This is a genomic window from Asticcacaulis sp. (assembly GCF_047605585.1).
Taxonomy (GTDB): domain Bacteria; phylum Pseudomonadota; class Alphaproteobacteria; order Caulobacterales; family Caulobacteraceae; genus Asticcacaulis.
Window position 1 is genome coordinate 704,122 of sequence record NZ_JASGFK010000001.1, and the last position, 16,506, is coordinate 720,627.

The 16,506-nt window shown below is 59.8% G+C and carries 18 protein-coding genes; 11 read left to right on the top strand and 7 right to left on the bottom strand.

The window, feature by feature from the left end; translation table 11 throughout:
* Positions 1 to 336 precede the first annotated feature (336 nt).
* The 9 genes from QM647_RS03310 (at position 337) to QM647_RS03350 (ending at position 7,658) form a co-directional block, all read left to right on the top strand.
* On the top strand, positions 337 to 663 hold the full coding sequence (locus tag QM647_RS03310) for a DUF883 family protein (RefSeq protein WP_414994046.1): 327 nt from the start codon (positions 337 to 339) through the stop codon (positions 661 to 663).
* Positions 664 to 744: 81 nt separating this feature from the next.
* A complete protein-coding gene (locus tag QM647_RS03315; RefSeq protein WP_414994047.1) occupies positions 745 to 1,191 on the top strand; it encodes a hypothetical protein in 447 nt (148 codons plus the stop codon).
* Positions 1,192 to 1,418: 227 nt separating this feature from the next.
* On the top strand, positions 1,419 to 3,260 hold the full coding sequence (locus tag QM647_RS03320; protein WP_414994048.1) for a sensor histidine kinase: 1,842 nt from the start codon (positions 1,419 to 1,421) through the stop codon (positions 3,258 to 3,260).
* Entirely contained in the window at positions 3,257 to 3,703 is a 447-nt protein-coding gene (locus QM647_RS03325; RefSeq protein ID WP_414994049.1) for a response regulator, read from the top strand. Before QM647_RS03320 ends, QM647_RS03325 begins: the two co-directional genes overlap by 4 nt.
* A 16-nt stretch (positions 3,704 to 3,719) precedes the next feature.
* On the top strand, positions 3,720 to 5,342 hold the full coding sequence (locus QM647_RS03330) for a response regulator (RefSeq protein ID WP_414994050.1): 1,623 nt from the start codon (positions 3,720 to 3,722) through the stop codon (positions 5,340 to 5,342).
* Positions 5,343 to 5,455: 113 nt separating this feature from the next.
* Positions 5,456 to 6,124 (top strand): hypothetical protein, encoded by a 669-nt coding sequence (locus tag QM647_RS03335; protein ID WP_414994051.1) that lies wholly within the window; start codon positions 5,456 to 5,458, stop codon positions 6,122 to 6,124.
* 18 nt (positions 6,125 to 6,142) lie between these two features.
* On the top strand, positions 6,143 to 6,316 hold the full coding sequence (locus tag QM647_RS03340) for a hypothetical protein (RefSeq protein ID WP_414994052.1): 174 nt from the start codon (positions 6,143 to 6,145) through the stop codon (positions 6,314 to 6,316).
* Positions 6,317 to 6,325: 9 nt separating this feature from the next.
* Positions 6,326 to 6,685, top strand: a complete 360-nt coding sequence (locus tag QM647_RS03345; protein ID WP_414994053.1) for a hypothetical protein — start codon at positions 6,326 to 6,328, stop codon at positions 6,683 to 6,685.
* Positions 6,686 to 6,905: 220 nt separating this feature from the next.
* Positions 6,906 to 7,658 (top strand): sensor histidine kinase, encoded by a 753-nt coding sequence (locus tag QM647_RS03350; RefSeq protein WP_414994054.1) that lies wholly within the window; start codon positions 6,906 to 6,908, stop codon positions 7,656 to 7,658.
* A 70-nt stretch (positions 7,659 to 7,728) separates the two neighbouring features.
* On the opposite strand, the gene QM647_RS03355 is transcribed toward QM647_RS03350, so the two are convergent.
* The 3 genes from QM647_RS03355 to QM647_RS03365 form a co-directional block, all read right to left on the bottom strand.
* The gene (locus QM647_RS03355; RefSeq protein WP_023447788.1) at positions 7,729 to 7,911 is read right to left on the bottom strand and encodes a DUF1328 domain-containing protein; all 183 of its coding nucleotides are present in this window, start codon (positions 7,909 to 7,911) and stop codon (positions 7,729 to 7,731) included.
* 194 nt (positions 7,912 to 8,105) lie between these two features.
* On the bottom strand, positions 8,106 to 8,801 hold the full coding sequence (locus tag QM647_RS03360; RefSeq protein WP_414994055.1) for a response regulator: 696 nt from the start codon (positions 8,799 to 8,801) through the stop codon (positions 8,106 to 8,108).
* Between the two features lie 170 nt (positions 8,802 to 8,971).
* Positions 8,972 to 9,268 (bottom strand): 4a-hydroxytetrahydrobiopterin dehydratase, encoded by a 297-nt coding sequence (locus QM647_RS03365; RefSeq protein WP_414994056.1) that lies wholly within the window; start codon positions 9,266 to 9,268, stop codon positions 8,972 to 8,974.
* A 131-nt stretch (positions 9,269 to 9,399) separates the two neighbouring features.
* Between QM647_RS03365 and QM647_RS03370 the strand changes: the two genes are divergently transcribed.
* The gene (locus tag QM647_RS03370) at positions 9,400 to 11,286 is read left to right on the top strand and encodes a glycoside hydrolase family 2 protein (protein ID WP_414994057.1); all 1,887 of its coding nucleotides are present in this window, start codon (positions 9,400 to 9,402) and stop codon (positions 11,284 to 11,286) included.
* A 44-nt stretch (positions 11,287 to 11,330) separates the two neighbouring features.
* Here QM647_RS03370 and QM647_RS03375 read toward each other — a convergent pair whose 3' ends face one another.
* The 4 genes from QM647_RS03375 to QM647_RS03390 all read right to left on the bottom strand — a co-directional run bounded on the left by QM647_RS03375 (position 11,331) and on the right by QM647_RS03390 (position 14,148).
* Positions 11,331 to 12,161 (bottom strand): sugar phosphate isomerase/epimerase family protein, encoded by an 831-nt coding sequence (locus QM647_RS03375; RefSeq protein ID WP_414994058.1) that lies wholly within the window; start codon positions 12,159 to 12,161, stop codon positions 11,331 to 11,333.
* Positions 12,162 to 12,207: 46 nt separating this feature from the next.
* Positions 12,208 to 13,077, bottom strand: coding sequence for a phenylalanine 4-monooxygenase (phhA, locus tag QM647_RS03380; RefSeq protein ID WP_414994059.1), 870 nt, complete (start codon positions 13,075 to 13,077; stop codon positions 12,208 to 12,210).
* 166 nt (positions 13,078 to 13,243) lie between these two features.
* Positions 13,244 to 13,552, bottom strand: coding sequence for a winged helix-turn-helix domain-containing protein (locus QM647_RS03385; RefSeq protein ID WP_414994060.1), 309 nt, complete (start codon positions 13,550 to 13,552; stop codon positions 13,244 to 13,246).
* Positions 13,552 to 14,148: a hypothetical protein gene (locus tag QM647_RS03390; RefSeq protein ID WP_414994061.1), complete on the bottom strand. Its 597-nt coding sequence runs from the start codon at positions 14,146 to 14,148 to the stop codon at positions 13,552 to 13,554. Before QM647_RS03390 ends, QM647_RS03385 begins: the two co-directional genes overlap by 1 nt.
* 256 nt (positions 14,149 to 14,404) lie before the next feature.
* Between QM647_RS03390 and QM647_RS03395 the strand changes: the two genes are divergently transcribed.
* On the top strand, positions 14,405 to 16,495 hold the full coding sequence (locus QM647_RS03395; RefSeq protein WP_414994559.1) for a prolyl oligopeptidase family serine peptidase: 2,091 nt from the start codon (positions 14,405 to 14,407) through the stop codon (positions 16,493 to 16,495).
* The last annotated feature ends 11 nt before the right edge of the window (positions 16,496 to 16,506 follow it).

A 16,506-nucleotide genomic window follows, 5' to 3' on the forward strand; every position in this document is an offset into this window, starting at 1 on the left:
ACCGTTTTGGCGTCAGCCGATCGCTGTTTAATCTAGGGATTTTTCTGTAAAATTGACGCACCTTATCAAGGTGTTAAGGATAAGTATGGGGTAAGTCGCTTTGCATTTCAAAGTTCGCTTATCATTTCTTTATTTATGGCTCCTGGCCTACGCATGGCTTCCTTAAAGTCGGGCCGATAGTCTCTGATCATCACGTTCACGTCCGCTTCTCTCAAGCCCTTCTCCGCCCCCCCAGCCCCTGGGTTTCAGATAAGCCTGACGTGAACGTGACCCCCATTTTCCTCCCCCAAAATATCCGTAAAGCCGGTTGCCCGGCTCTATCCGCAGGAGTGTACCATGCTGTCTTCCGCCACCAAGGCCGCCGCCAATGTGACCAAGGGCCTGGCCGAAAACGATATCCGCAATGCCGCGCACGAAGCCTCCACTACAGCGCGCGATGCCGCCTATGACCTGAAGGCCCGCGGCTCCGAAGTCCTGCACGATGTCAGCGACTATGCCAATGAAGCCGGCCAGAAGGTACGCGGCTTCTTCGACCGCACCCTCGATGGCGGCAAGACGGCCTCGCACAAGATCGAGACCGAGATCAAGACCAATCCGGTCCGTTCATCCGCCATCGCGCTGGGCGCCGGTTTCATTCTCGGCGCGCTTCTGACCCGCCGCTAGACTTATAAACTGATCAAAACGGCCGGGAGTTCGCTCCCGGCCGTTTTTCCATCTGCCCCACCATAGGAGAGACGGCCCGTCATGTTCTGGGTGACCCGCATTTTCGAGCTTCTCTCCGCCACGAAGAAGCTGAATGACGCCAAGCCCCATGTCATGACCGCCGTGGGCAGTCTTACAGTGGTCATGCTTCTGACCGTATTCGGCGCCCTGCTGGCCGCCCTCATGCTCAGCGCCCTGCTGTGCCTCATCTATCTCCAGATCGTCTCTGCCGGTGGCACGGTATTGATCTCCGCCCTAATTACCGCCGCCCTCACCTCGGCCATACTGCTGGCCGCCGGGCTCTGGGCCACCGCCGCCTTCCGGCGCACTCAGGTCGCGGTCGAGCGCGCCTTTCACAGCCAGGCGCCGATTGTCGCCCCTGTCGTTAACAAGGTCAGCGATGTGGCCGGGGCCTTTATTTCCGGCCTGCGCACCTCGCGCAGCAACACCCATGGGCCAGATAAGGGCCGGAAAAAGCGTCAGGCCTGATTTTTACATACTTATTTCGCATAATGGCCTTTATCTCATCTTTATAATATTCTGCGCCCCGCTTATTGCTCCATTACGGAGGCTGGGATAGCGTGGGCGTTCAAGCCGTTTTCGGTCGGCCGTTTTCGGTTGCGTGGGAAAGCGTCCCGGCAGTCTCCTGAGAGCGCCGTCTCTTCGGGGGCGATGGTATGGTGTAGCGCCGCAGGGGGCTGGCAGTCACGATGAGAATGCCGTGGGGACTAAACGTCAAGCATCTGTACCTGGCCTTCTTCAGCATTCTGTCCATTGCGCTGTGCGCCTTCAGCCTCGTGATCTACGACCAGTATCAGAAGTCGCAAAACCTGAATGATTACATGCGCTACGAGTACGAAAACATCCGCCGGACAAAGAACATACTGATGGACATCATCGATATGGAAACCGGCGTTCGCGGCTATGTGCTCACCGGCGACAAGACCTACCTGCACCCTTATGAAGTGGCCAACGACCGCCTGCCGGACGAGATCATGGCTTTGCGGCAGGCCACCTATTACGAATCCAACGCCTTTGCCGAAAGCAACGGCCTGCTCGACCGTGTCGACAGCTTGCAGAAGCTGCTGGAATCGCAGATCAACTACATGCGCGCCCATGGCCGCGGCCAGGTCAGTCTGAACGCCCTGAATATCCAGCGCACGCAGATGCAGGAGGTCGAGAACATCATCGAGGCCAGCATCGCCCATCGTCTGGCAAGCGTGAAGGCCCGACGCGACCTGGTGGAACCGCGCAAGACCAACTTCTTCTATATCCTCGTAATCGGCACCATTTCGGGGGTCGGCGTGTTCCTGATCGGCACGGTGCTCATTATCCGGCTGGAAAGCGACAAGGAGACGATGGAGGCGCAGAACGAAAACGCCGACATGCGCTTCCGAACGGTGATGAACGGCACGAACGACGGCGTCTTCGAGTTGAACTTCGTCAACGAAACCATCTATATGTCGAAAGAATTCAAGGCCATGCTGGGCTATGGCGAAGATGAGTTGAACGACGACATGCACACCCTGAGCGCCATGATCCATCCGGACGATTTCGACGCCTATATGACGGTGCGCCACGACTACATCATCAAGAAAACGCCGCTCTACAACAACATCTTCCGCTTGCGCCACAAGGATGGCACCTGGCGCTGGATCATGGCGCGCGGCGTCGGCGCCTGGGACAAGTTCGGCCAGATCCGCACCATGATCGGCACCCATACCGACATCACCGAGCAGAAAAACCGCGAGGAAGAACTGCGCCAGCTCAATAACGACATGGAAGCCTTCACCTATATCACCTCGCATGACATGCGCTCGCCGCTGGTCAATCTGAAAGGCTTCTCGCACGAACTGGCCCTGGCGGTTCAGGAGGTCGACGACCTGCTGGAACCGGAGCGCGAAAAGTTTTCAGACGGTGTCTGGGCGCGACTAGAGCACATATTGCGCCGCGATGTACCCGAAGCCCTGGGCTTCATCGGTAACGCGGTAGATCGCATGGATACCCTGACCACCGCCATTCTCGACCTGTCACGGATCGGCAAGTTCGTCTATCGTGATGAACTCGTCGATGCCCAGGCCGTTTTCGACAAGTGCCTCGGCGCACAGAGCTACGAGATCAGCAACAAGAAGGTCGAGGTCACGACCAAGGCCTTGCCCAAACTGGTCACTGACCCGATCGCCCTCGAACAGGTCTTCTCCAACCTGCTCGACAATGCTGTGAAATACCTGAAACCCGGCGAGGCAGGCCGCATTGAAATGTCGTGCCAGGAAACCAGCCGCGATTACATCTTCACCATCCGCGACAATGGCCGGGGCATCGATCCGGAAGATTCCGACCGCGTCTTCAATATCTTCCGCCGCGCCCGCAATACGGGTGACGTGCGCGGCCTGGGCCTGGGCATGGCCTTCGTCAAGGCGACCCTGCGCAAGCTGAATGGCGCCATCTGGTTCGAATCGCAGCTCAATATCGGCACCGCCTTCCATGTCCGCCTGCCGAAGCGCGCCCCCATCACCGCCTCCAACGATAGCCACGCAAAAGGGGAGGACGCGGCATGATAGCGCCCCATAGCCAGCCCTTTTCCGTGGCCCTGATCGAGGACGATGAGGGCCATGCCAGCCTGATCAATCGCAACCTGCAGCGCGCCGGCGTGCTCAATCCGATTACACGCCTGCGCGATGGCGCCGAGGCCCTGGCCTATTTCTTCGGCGACCGACCGCCTGATCAGCCGCTCGACCGCACCGTGGTGGTGCTGGACCTGAACCTGCCGGATATCGATGGCTTCGAGATTCTCGGCCGGCTCAAGACCGACGAACGCACGCGGCGCATTCCGGTGATCGTGCTGACCACCACCGACAATCCGCGCGACATCGACCGCTGCTATGCCCTGGGCTGCAATGCCTTCATGACCAAGCCCGTGGGCTATAATGACTTTTCCGAGGCCATACAGAAGCTTGGCCTTATGTTGACCATAGTTCGCGTCCCTCATACCCGTCCCTGACCTCATGACTGACCTCATGCCCCATACGCCCGTCAGCCCCACTGAGCCCACCCACCCCGCCATGCAGAACATCCTGTATGTCGAGGATGACGCCGCCCTGGCGCGGCTGCTGCAAAGGCGCATGGAACGCATCGGCCTGAAAGTCGAGACGGTGATCACCGCCGAGGCGGCCCTGGAGCTGCTGCACCAGCGCGATTTCGACCTGCTGCTGATCGATTACAACCTGCCGGGCATGAACGGCCTGCAGATGCTCGACCGCCTGACCGATCTCGCCATTGTGCCGCCTGCCGTCATCCTGACGGCCGGCGGCGATGAACGCATCGCCCTGGAGGCCCTGGAAAAAGGCGCCGCCGACTATGCGGTCAAGGATGTCAACCAGACCTATCTCGATCTCCTGCCGGCCATCATGGTGGCGGCCTTCACCAAGGAGCGCCTGCTGCGCGAAAATGCGCAACAAAGCGTCGAGCTGATGCTGGCCAAGGAAAAGGCCGAGGCCGCCAACCAGGCCAAGAGCCGCTTTCTGGCCACCATGAGCCACGAGATCCGCACGCCGATGAACGTAGTCACCGGCCTGGCCACGGTCCTCTCTCATACCAAACTCGACGATCACCAGCAGAAGATCGTCGAAACCCTGCGCACCAATGCCGACCTTCTGCTCAAGCTGATCAACGACCTGCTCGATATCAGCCGCATCGAGGACGACCATATCGAACTGGAGGCCATTCCCTTCCAGGTATCGGCCATCCTGCAGGATATCCGTGTCATGTTCGGTCAGGATATCGAGCGCAAAGGCCTGTCTTTACGCATCGATGACGAAACCGCCGGCCAGTGGCTGACAGGCGACCGTTCCCGGCTGCAACAGGTATTGATGAACCTGGTCAGCAATGCGCTCAAGTTCACCGACAGCGGCGAGATCGTTATCGAGGCACACCTGCGGCCACGCGACGGCGGCAAGGGCGGCTTGACATTGCGGGTGCATGACAGCGGTATCGGCATCCCGGCCGACAAGCTGCCACTGATCTTCGAGAAATTCACCCAGGCCGACGAAAGCATTACCCGGCGCTTCGGCGGTTCCGGCCTCGGCCTGTCCATCGCCCGCTCGCTGGTACAGCTGATGGGCGGCGATATCGTGGTCGAAAGCGATCCTGGCGCCGGCTCCAGCTTCACGGTCACGCTTGATCTCCCGTGCGCCGCCGCGCCGGCAAAGCCGGTCGAGACACCCCCGGATTACCGCGCCCCTGCCGTGACCGAAGGCAAGCCGGCGGTTCTGGTGGTCGAGGACTACGAACCCAATATCATGGTGCTGAGCCTGATGCTGGATGAGCTGGGCTATGACACGGTTTCCGCCACCTCGGGCCGCGAGGCGCTCGACCTGCTGGAAAGCCATCCGCCCTTCCACGCTATTCTGATGGACGTACAGATGCACGGCATGGATGGACTGGATACCACACGCGCCATCCGCGAGGGTGAAAAGACCGGCGGACCGCGCCACACCATCATCGGCGTCACCGCCCACGCCCTGGCCGGTGACCGCGAACGCTGCCTGGCCGCGGGCATGGACGACTATATTTCCAAGCCCGTCCTGCCGGATATTCTGGCGCAGAAGCTGCGGGCCGTTTCAGTTCGTCAACCCGCCTAGAGCCGATCCGGGCCCCTTACCGCTCTCTTATCCGCAATGCGAAGCTTAGGCACTGAGCCCTTGCAGCCTTTGCGATTAGTCTGATCTCCAACCCTTCCGAGGAGGAGACGGTCATGCCCGATACCCTGCAACCGACCCAAACCCGCGACACCGATATTCGCAACAGCCCGACCAGCCAGGACGTAACGGAGGCCTCAGCCTCGCCCAGAGCCGCGCCTGCCGGCAGCCATGCGCTCAGTTCACAAAACCTGTCAGCCCTCTTTGACCACGACCATATCGAGTCCGTACAAAAGATGGCACATGACCTGAAGCGCCTGCTGACCGGTTGCGACGCCGCGCGCCTCAAGACCGACGTCAAGCTTCAGGTCGCCCACCTAAATGAGTGGACCGATACCTATCTCAGGGGACTGGATGCCGCGCAAAAAATCAGCGAAGCCGGTTATGACACCCTGATCGAGGCCCAGAAGGAACTGGGCCTGTCGCTCGACGATTTCCTGCGCTTCGAAGGCGAAGGCGGCAATCTGGCGCCCTCGCCGGAGCAGGAACGCCGCGTCGAGGAAATGTCGAAGGCCCTGCGCCGCATCAGCGCCCTGATACCGGCGGTGGAGGAGACCTTCGCCAGTTCCGAGGCCGGCCCCAACGATCCGGAAAACCCCGAGGTCGAGCCCGGCGCGCCGGATACGACCCCGCCTGATAATGCCCCGGAATACGATCCGCCGGCACCCGACGGCAACCCGGAGCTGCCGTCGGAAATTCCGCCGGTAATGGACCCCAAGATGTGATCCGCAAAGGAGACCGTGATGAACGCACAGATCATTCCCTTCCCCGCCCCCAAACCGGCGCCTGTCCGTCAGGTCAGCATCGAAGGCGAATATTTTGAGGACGAGATTCCCGAATTGTTCGATGCCGACATCGAATTCGGCGAACTGGGGCTCTATATCCGGATCGCCGACAACTGCAATGACCAGGATTAGGGTTCGGCCATGACAGAATATACAACGACGCGTGGCCCCGGTTTCGGCCAGTTTGTTCTTGTTGTGATACTGCTGCTCATCGTGATCGTAGGCGGCGTATGGTACTACAACAAGACCCATGTTGTTACCGCGGGTGACAAGGTCGGCGCGGCAGTCGACGCTATTCCATCCGTCGTCAGCAAGGCAGCGGACGAGGCTACCGACAAGGACAATCTCGACAAGGTGGGCGACGCCATCAAGGATACCGGCCAGGCGGCCTCATCCGCCCTGTCGAAAACCGGACACGCCGCTTCCACGGCCGTCTCGGAAACCTCGGCCGATGTCAAGGCAGCCAGTGACAAGCAGAAGCAACAGAACGAGGCCCACTGATGAAAGGCATATTGCTATGGCTTTTCGGGGTGCCCATTCCCGTCATCATCCTGCTTTACCTGCTCGGCGTCATGCGCTGACCTGAAATTGAAGCCACGGCTTTCCCCCTGACCGTCGCTTCCAAGCCTGAGGGAGCAAGGCCCGCCCTTGCTCCCTCTCTTTCATTTTGCGAACCCTTAAGTCTGTTTGCGCAACTCGCACGATGTTGGTAAGACAGGTCATGACGCCCGAAGACATATCCACCCGGTCACACGATGAAATCCGCGAGTACCTGCACCGGCAGATGCTGTCGTCGGTCTCGCATGATCTGAAGACTCCGCTGGCCACCATCATCGGCTCGCTGGAGGTCATGACCCTGCTCTATGACAAGCTGAGCGAGGAAAAGCGCCGCTCGCTGATCAGCTCGGCCCTGACCGAGGCGTTCCGGCTCGATCATTTCATCACCAATATTCTGGATATGGCCAAGTTCGAGGCCGACGCCGTGCGCCCGCGCTTCGAAAGCGCGCGCCTGAGCCAGATGATCAATGACAGCCTGGCGCGCCTGGGGCCGCTCAAGACCAAGGGCGAGATCAGCATAACGGCCATAGGCGATGCCGACGACCTGATCACCGACCCCATGCTGGGCAGCCGCGCCATCGGCCTGGTACTGCACAATGCCTTCAAGTTCGGCGGCCGCAAGACCGGCAAGTCACCGGAAACCCCGCCGGCGATCGAGGTCGAGTACGGCCTTAAGGGCAGGGAAGCCTTCGTGCGCATCCGCGATCATGGTGACGGCATTCCGCCAGAAAAACAGGCCGCCGTGTTCGACAAATATACCCGCCTGCAAAAGACCGACCAGCAGAACGCCTCGACCGGCCTGGGCCTGACCATCAGCCAGTACATCATGCGCCTGCTCGATGGCCGCATCGAACTGCACAATCATCCCGAAGGCGGCGCCATCTTCACCCTGTGGTTCGCCAACAGGAAGGCCTGATCTCCCTTCAGACTCAACAAAAAAGCCGGCCCTTTCGGGACCGGCTTTTTTGTTAGATGGCACGCTCAGGTCATAGCGGTGGATTGGCGCTGCGTCCCGTGATCATGCGATAAACCAGGCTGGCAATGAACAGGACGACAAAGATCACGGCGATGAACTTGGCGATTTCCGCGAATGTGCCGGCGAGGCCGGTAAAGCCGAAAAAGGCCGCGAGCACGGCCAGAATAAAGAAGGTGACAATCCAGTTGAGCATAGCGTTCTCCTATAACAACCCCGCCTGAGCGGCGTCCTGAAAACCACGGTATGCGCTGGCCCATAAATATACAAAGACAACCCACGATTATAAGATAAGGAAGAAATAAAGGCCTAAACCTTGCGCAAAGCGGATAGAAAAAGCCCCGCCAGAGATGTCTGCCGGGGCTTTTTCAAAGGTCATGACCGGAGAGATCAGTTCACCAGGTCCATGCGATAGCCGATACCGGATTCCGACACGATCGACTTGCCGAGGCCCGGGCGGGTCTCCAGCTTGTCACGCACCTGGCCGATATAAACGCGCAGATACTGGGTATCTTCCAAATGGGCCGGCCCCCACACTTCCTTCAGGATCTGCTTGTGGGTCAACATACGGCCGCGGTTGACCAGGAAGAAGCGCAGCAGGTCGTATTCCTTCGGCGTGAAGCCGATACGCTCGTCATCGATAAAGACCTCGTGGCGCACCAGATCCATGCGGATAGGCCCGTGGACGATCTCGGGATCGCCGACCTCCTTGACCGCCGACTTGCGCAGATTGGCATTGATGCGCGCCAGCAGCACCTCGGCCGAAAACGGCTTGGTGACATAGTCATCGGCGCCGGTATTGAGCGCCGGGGCCGCATCGGCATCTTCCGACCGGGCGGTCAGGACGACGATCGGCACGTTCGACCATTCGCGAATCTTGGTAATAACTTCCTTGCCGTCGATATCGGGCAGGCCCAGATCGAGCAGGATGAGATCGGGACGAACCGAGGCGCTCATGCGCAGGGCCTGTTTGCCTGAATCGCACTCGCACACCTTGAAATCCGCCGCATCGAGAAAGATGCTCAGCATCTTGCGGATTTCTTCCTCATCATCAACGATCAGAATGGTGTTTTTCTTTTCGAGCATGGGTACTCCGTGATCCTCTTATAAAGACGCCGCCGGACCCCTGAAGACAGGGGATCACTAACCTTTCGAGCGCAATCCGATAAAGTGGCCACCACTTTTCGGGTAAATTGCGCGATCAAACAAGAAACAGAACTACGGTCAGAAAAATAAAAATTAAATGTGTGAGTGGCTTACGGAACTAAGGCCGCCCTATCAATCGCCTGGGCGAGCCTGACATCACTTTCCGTCAATCCGCCGGCATCATGCGTCGTCAGGCGAATGGACACGGTATTATAGACATTGGACCATTCGGGATGGTGATCCATCCGGTCGGCCTCGCCCGCCACGCGCGTCATGAAGGCGAAGGCCTGCTTGAAATCGGTAAATCTGAAATCGCGGGAGATCGCCTTCCCCTCATCCTCACGCGTCCAGAGCGGCAGGTCGGCGGCCAGGGCGTCGCGTTGGTCTTGGGTCAGCAGCGGTCTCATGGCGGGCAATCTGCGACCTGCGGCCCGTTTTTACAAGTCACAAACACCTGATCATTTCCGGTATCGTTGCATCTTGTTACCGGTGTCATAAACCGATAGCCTGCCGCCAAAGATACAGGTGAGGATCAGCCGTGAAATCCGTTTTCATCCCCCTTCTGGTGGCCTGCCTGCTAGCGGCCACGCCGGGCCTGACCGCGCCGGCGAAACCGGCCGATAACGCCACTTACAGCGAACTAGTGCCACCGTTCGTGCTGGTCAATGCTGACCGACGCGATCATGTCAGCCTCTCCGGCCCGTGGCATTACAGCGTCGATCCGTACAAGGATGGCATGGCCGATTTTCACGGCAAGCCCTATGACGTCACCAAGGGCCGCGGCTCGGATGTCAATGTCGAGCAGGCGATGAAAGACGACCCGGACGTCTTCTACGAATACGACCTGGCGCGGGCCCCGGTAGGCACCGTCCCCTCCGCCTGGATCGGCTACAGCCCGGAACTACGCTATTACAACGGCCTGATGTGGTACCAGAAAAGCTTCGATGCCCCGGCGAAAACCGGTGAGCGCCAGTTTATCCGCTTCGCCGCCGCCGACTACAAGACCATGGTCTATCTCAATGGCCATCGGTTGGGCGAACACGAGGGCGGCTTCACCCCCTTCTCCTTCGAGGTCACCGGCCTGCTGCGCCCGACCGGCAACAACCTCGTCGTCGCCGTCGATTCCGAACGCACGCCGGAATCCATTCCCACACAGGTCACCGACTGGGAAACCTATGGCGGCATCATCCGCGACGTGACCCTGGTGACGACGCCGAAGACCTTTATCGATGACGACTTTATCCGTCTGACCACGGACGGCCATATCCGGGCTGATATCGCTCTGGAAGGCGACAGCAAGGCCGGTCAGGCGGTCGAGGTCAGCATTCCCGCCCTGAAACTGACCCTGAAAGGCACCACCGACAGCGAAGGCCGCCTATCGCTGGACACCCGCGCCCCCAAGACCCTCAAGCGCTGGTCGCCCGATGCACCGACCCTCTACGATGTCACCGTCACGGCCGGCGCCGACACCCTGACCGACCGCATCGGCTTCCGCACGATAGAGGTCAAAGGCACGCAGCTGATCCTCAACGGCAAGCCGATCTTCCTGCGCGGCATTTCCCTGCACGAGGAAGAGTTCGGCCCCAACCCGTCGCGCCGCATCACGCCGGAAGCCTCGCGCGCCCTGCTGACCGAGATCAAGGACGGCCTGCATGGCAACTATGTCCGCCTGTCGCACTACCCGCATTCGGAGATCACCACCCGGATGGCCGACGAGATGGGCCTTCTGGTCTGGAGCGAAATTCCCGTCTACTGGGCCGTCAAGTTCGACAATCCCGATACGCTGAAAACCGCCCAGCGCATGATGGCCGAAAACATCCTGCGCGACCGCAACCGCGCCTCGATCATTCTGTGGAGCGTGGCCAACGAAACCCCGATCTCCGATGCCCGCAACCAGTTCCTCACCACCCTGGCGCATGAAGCCAAGGCGCTGGATGGCTCCCGCCTGGTCTCGGCGGCGCTGCTGACCCAGACCAAACGGGTGGACGGCCATATCGACATCACCATCGATGACCCGCTGATCCCCGAACTCGATGTCATGGCGGTCAATACCTATAATGGCTGGTACGGCTCGGACAAGATCGCCGATGTGCCCGGCACGGTCTGGCATTCATCGTTCAACAAGCCGCTGATCCTGTCGGAGTTCGGTGCGGAAACCATGGCAGGCGTCCATGACCCGGTGCGCGAAGGCCGCTTCAGCGAGGAATATCAGGCGACCTACTACAAGGACACCCTGGCCATGGCGGATAAAATCCCCTTCCTGGTCGGCATGTCGCCATGGATACTGAAAGACTTCCGCTCACCACGCCGCCAGAACATCTGGCAGCAGGGCTGGAACCGCAAGGGCGTGGAATCGGAGAACGGCCAGCGCAAGATGGCGTTTTTCGTGCTCAGCGATTACTACCAGAAGAAGGCCGATAAGTAGGATTATCTTCCTCCTCCCCTGCGATAGCGGGGGAGGAGAAAAGACTATCCCTTCAGATTCTTTATGCTGGTGGCGATACTCGCCCACGGATCGGCCGGATTGTCGTGCTCGACGAAGCCGTATTTAATGTCCAACTCGTTGGCCTTCGCCAGTACGGCGGCATAGTCGATCACACCCTCGCCGACCGGCGCCATCGCTCCATCCGCCAGCTTGTCCTTCAGGTGCAGCATACGGATACGATCGCCATGTTCGCTCAGGACATGCAGCGGATCATGGCCGGCGAAACTGGCCCAGTAACAATCCAGTTCGAAACCGACCAGCGCCGGATCGGTATTTTCCAGCAGCAGATGAAAGGGCAATTCACCTTCCGCCGTTTTGGTGAACTCGAAATCGTGATTGTGATAGGCGAATTTCAGGCCGTGCGACCTGGCCTTGGCGGCCCAGCCATTCATCTTCTCTGCCAGTAACTTCCAGTCCTTGCGCGCTTCCGGCGGCAGCCAGGCAAGCACGGCATAGTCGGCGCCGAGCGCCGCGACCTCATCGAGCGCCGCCTCGGTGCGGGTTTGCCAGTCCGCCAGCCCCACATGCATGGAAGGCGCGGCCAGACCGATCTCCGCCAGTTTCGCCTTAAGGGCCGCCGGGGCTAAGCCGCCGAAGGACGTAGCTTCCACATAATCATAGCCCAGCGCCCTGACCTTTTGCAGCGTGGCCACGGGATCGGCGGCAAAGGCCTCGCGCACGGTATAAAGCTGAAGGCCGATCTTTTGGTAAGGCTGTCTGATCATGGCGGCACCGACGGGAAAAGGCGTCAGTGAAAGGGCGGCCAACGAAAGGCCGGATAGCCCCGTCAGCAGATGACGACGGTGGATGGACATGTGTTCGCTCCCGTTTTGCTACAGAGACCACGGGGGCGGTGCGCTGTCAAACCGCCAAAAGCGCCTTGTGATAGTCGCCGGTGCCGCGCGTGTAGACGCGGTCGCCGGACAGCACTTCCGCCAGACCATAATCCGGCTGGCCTTTCAGGCGCTCATAGATCGGGCCGAAATCAGTATTGGCCATGTCGAACAGGGTATCGATCGACGGCATGACGAAATAGGTCTCCTGAAACTCGTCGATGCGGTAGTGCGTGCGCATCACGCGCTCCAGCTCGAAGCCGATGCGGTTGGGGGACGGGCTTTCCAGCGCGAACCGCGTCTCGGTAAAGGAAGACAATATGCCGCCGCCAAAGATGCGCGGACCGCCCGTTTCCGCGATCAGGCCGAATTCGACCGTATACCAGTAAAGCCTGGCGATGCGGTCCAGCTCGCCCAGGCGCATGGCTTTCAGACCGCCCTCGCCATAGGCTTGCATGAAGTCGGCCATCACCGGATTGACCATCATCGGCACGTGACCGAAGATATCGTGAAAGACATCCGGCTCCTGCAGGTAATCGAGCTGGTGGCTTTTGCGGATAAACTGCCCGGCCGGAAAGCGGCGATTGGCCATGTGGGTGAAGAAGACATCGTTCGGCACCATGCCCGGCACCGCCACCACCCGCCAGCCGGTGCGCTTTTCGAGCGCATCCGACAGCCGCTCGAAATCAGGAATGGCGTCGGCGGTGATCGGCAGGTCGGCGAGGCCATCAAGATAGTGCTGCGAGGCCCTGCCGGGGATCAGCTTCATCTGGCGCTCATAGAGCGTCTTCCAGGTGGCGTGCTCTTCCGGCGTGTAGGCCTTCCAGTTCTGGTCGATGGTCCAGTCGGCGCGCTCAGGCACGTAGCCACCCACGATCCCGTGTTTTTCATCCCGCACTGGCGCCTCCTCCGGCTTTCAGAAAAGTGTAGCGCCAAACTGGTTTCCAATGAAATGATTTTTTCGTGAGCCGGAAAACGACAGCGCCCCTGTCCGGAAACAGGGGCGCCAACGGAGGCGATCCAGGGATATTGGATTTTATTTAACGCACTTTTGGGAAAGTGCTTTAGCCTGCCGTATCGGAAATCAGCTTCTTCATGGCATCGAGATAGCCGATATAGGCGGTGCGGCCAGTCTCGGTCAGGCTCACCGTGGTCTGCGGCTTCTTGCCAACAAAGGCCTTGTCGATCCGCACATAGCCTGCTTCTTCCAGCTTGCGCAATTGCACCGACAGATTGCCGTCTGTCGCCTGCAGCCGGTTTTTCAGCAGGGGAAAATCTGCCGATCCGGCCGTCGACAGATAGGCCATGACGCCCAGCCGCAGGCGGCCGTGAATGACGTCATCGAGCGAGTCGATGTTGAAATCGTCGGCCATTACGCCCGTGCCCCCCGCATCAGCACAAGGCCAGGCACCGCCGCGAACAGGACCAGTGCCGCCGCATAGGCCAGCAACTGCGCCGGACTGCCCGCCATGAAGGCCATGACCGGCGCACCGATGAAGCAGCCGATGCTGACGGCCTTCAGCCAGCCCCGGCCAGACATCATGGCGCTAACCCACCAGCCCATGCCGTACAGCACGAGAATGACCGGCGCGATCATATAGGTGATGGCCTGCACCTCTTGGACCTGTCGGGCCACCAGGAATACGCTGACAATGAGCACGCCAATGCCCATGCCGACCGCCGACCAGGCGGAATCATACGCCCTGGCCCCAACACCGCGGGCGCCCTGTCTGCGGCATGCGAAAAAAATGGCCAGAACCGCGAAAATCACGCTGGCCCCGATCCAGATCGTGACCTGGACCGCCGTGGTCTGCGGCAGGAGATTGATGGCGACACCATATTCCGCCACTGAGGCGGCAGCATAGAGTAGTCCGGCCCAGAACAGGGTGGCGCCATTACGCATTGGGGCGCGCGTGCCGTCCTCGGCCAGCGACTTCATATAATCGATATCACTTTGCAAACTCGACATTGACCATCTCCGTGAAAGGTATGATTTCGTTATATGTGAAGTACTTTATTTTGTAAAGTTCTTTTTCAATAACCAAACATGACTCTTTTGTAATCTTACCCAAACTTGTCAAGCGCATGAAAGCCGCTAGTTTCATCCGCAATCTTCAGCATCAAAAAAGTGGGGCGCCCCGATGCAAACTTCCCTGAAAACCCTATGTGTAACGACGGCGCTGGTTGCGCTGTCCCTGTCCCCCTTTACCCTGCACGCACAAACCATGACCACAGTCGCCAAGGCCGTCGCCGACAATCCCAACATTGCCACCAAGGATACGCCCGATCCGCGTGCCTTCCTCGATGAGATCGATGGCGCGGAAGCCATGAAATGGGTGCTGGCGCATAACCAGACCACACTCGACAAGCTGTCGAAAGACCCGCGTTTCGCGCAAAACCAGTCCGAGGCCCTGGCCATCCTGCAGGCGACCGACCGCATCGCCTATCCGACCTTCGCCCACAAGGGCCTGGTACAGAACTTCTGGCAGGACAGCGAGCATACCCACGGCATCTGGCGTCAGACGAGCTGGGACAGCTACAAGACCGCCACCCCGCAATGGGACACCATCATCGATGTCGATGCGCTCTCCAAGGCCGAAGGCAAGAACTGGGTCTATGAAGGCGCCAACTGCCTGGCTCCGGACTATACCCGCTGCCTGATCGAACTGTCCGACGGCGGCAAGGACGCCACCATCGTGCGTGAGTTCGATATCAATACCAAGACCTTCATCACGGGCGGTTTCGAACTGCCGGAAGGCAAGCAGAGCATCACCTGGCGTGACGCCGACACGGTCTACATCACCCGCGAATGGACGCCGGGCGATGTCACCGAGTCGAGCTACGCCTATATCACCAAGGTGCTGAAGCGCGGCCAATCGCTTGATCAGGCGGTCGAGATCTATCGCGGCACGAAAAAGGATGTCAGCGCCGGCCGCACGGTCCTGCGCGATGTCGATGGCGCCTATGTGATGGACTACGCCTATCGCGGTATCGACTTCTTCCATAGCCAGCAGCTCTTCTATGTCGGCGATAAAGCGGTCGAACTCCCCCTGCCGCAGTCATCGAGCTTCGCCGGCTATATGAAGGGGCAAGCCATCTATACGCTGAAGGAAGACTGGACCTCGGCGAAGGGCACCGCCTTCAAGACCGGCGCCGTTCTGGTGTTCGACCTGAAGGCGGCTCTGTCCGATCCGTCGAAGCTGGAACCCACCCTGCTGTTCCAGCCGGACGCCCACCAGTCGGTTGAAGGCATCAGCCAGACGAAAGATCGCCTGATGCTGTCCCTGCTGTCGAACGTCACCGGCGAAATCTGGAGCTATGACTACAGCGGCGGCAAGTGGTCAGCGAAAAAGCTCGACCTGCCGGCCAACTCATCGCTAGACATCATTTCGACCGATGACCAGACCGACCGGGTCCTGGTCAGCGTTTCGTCCTTCCTGATCCCGGCCACCCTGCTCAATGCCGATGCGGCCTCCGGCACGGTCGAGCAGATAAAGTCCTCGCCGGCGCGCTTCAATGCCGATGGCTTGCAGGTGCAGCAGTTCTGGGCCACCTCGAAAGACGGCACGAAAGTGCCCTACTTCCTCGTGGCGCGGAAAGACATCAAGCTCGATGGTACGACACCGACCATCCTCTATGCCTATGGCGGCTTCGAGGTGTCGATGACGCCGTCGTATTCCGGCACCATCGGCAAGCTGTGGCTCGAAAAGGGCGGCGCCTACGCGCTGGCCAATATTCGTGGCGGCGGCGAGTTCGGCCCGGCCTGGCATGAAGCCGGCCTCAAGACCAAGCGCCAGAATATCTATAACGACTTCCAGGCCGTGGCCGAGGACCTGATCGCCAAAAACGTTACCACCCCGCGCCGTCTCGGCATCATGGGCGGTTCCAATGGCGGCCTCCTGATGGGCGTCCAGCTCACCCAGCGCCCGGACCTGTGGAACGCCGTCGATGTGCAGGTGCCGCTGCTCGACATGGTCAACTATACGAAGATGTCGGCCGGCGCCTCGTGGCAGGGCGAATATGGCGATCCGAACGATCCAGTCGAAGGCGCCTTCCTGCGCGGCATTTCGCCCTATCACAATGTCAAGGCCGGTGTCGCCTATCCGGAACCGCTGTTCGAAACCTCGACCAAGGACGATCGCGTTGGCCCGGTTCACGCCCGCAAGATGGCCGCCCTGTTCGAGGAAATGGGCCTGCCCTTCTACTATTATGAAAATACCGAAGGCGGCCACGCGGCGGCGTCAAACCTGCCGGAACGCGCCCGCCGCTATGCCATCGACTATACCTACTTCATGCAGAAGCTGATGGATAAGTAACCCTTCTCCTC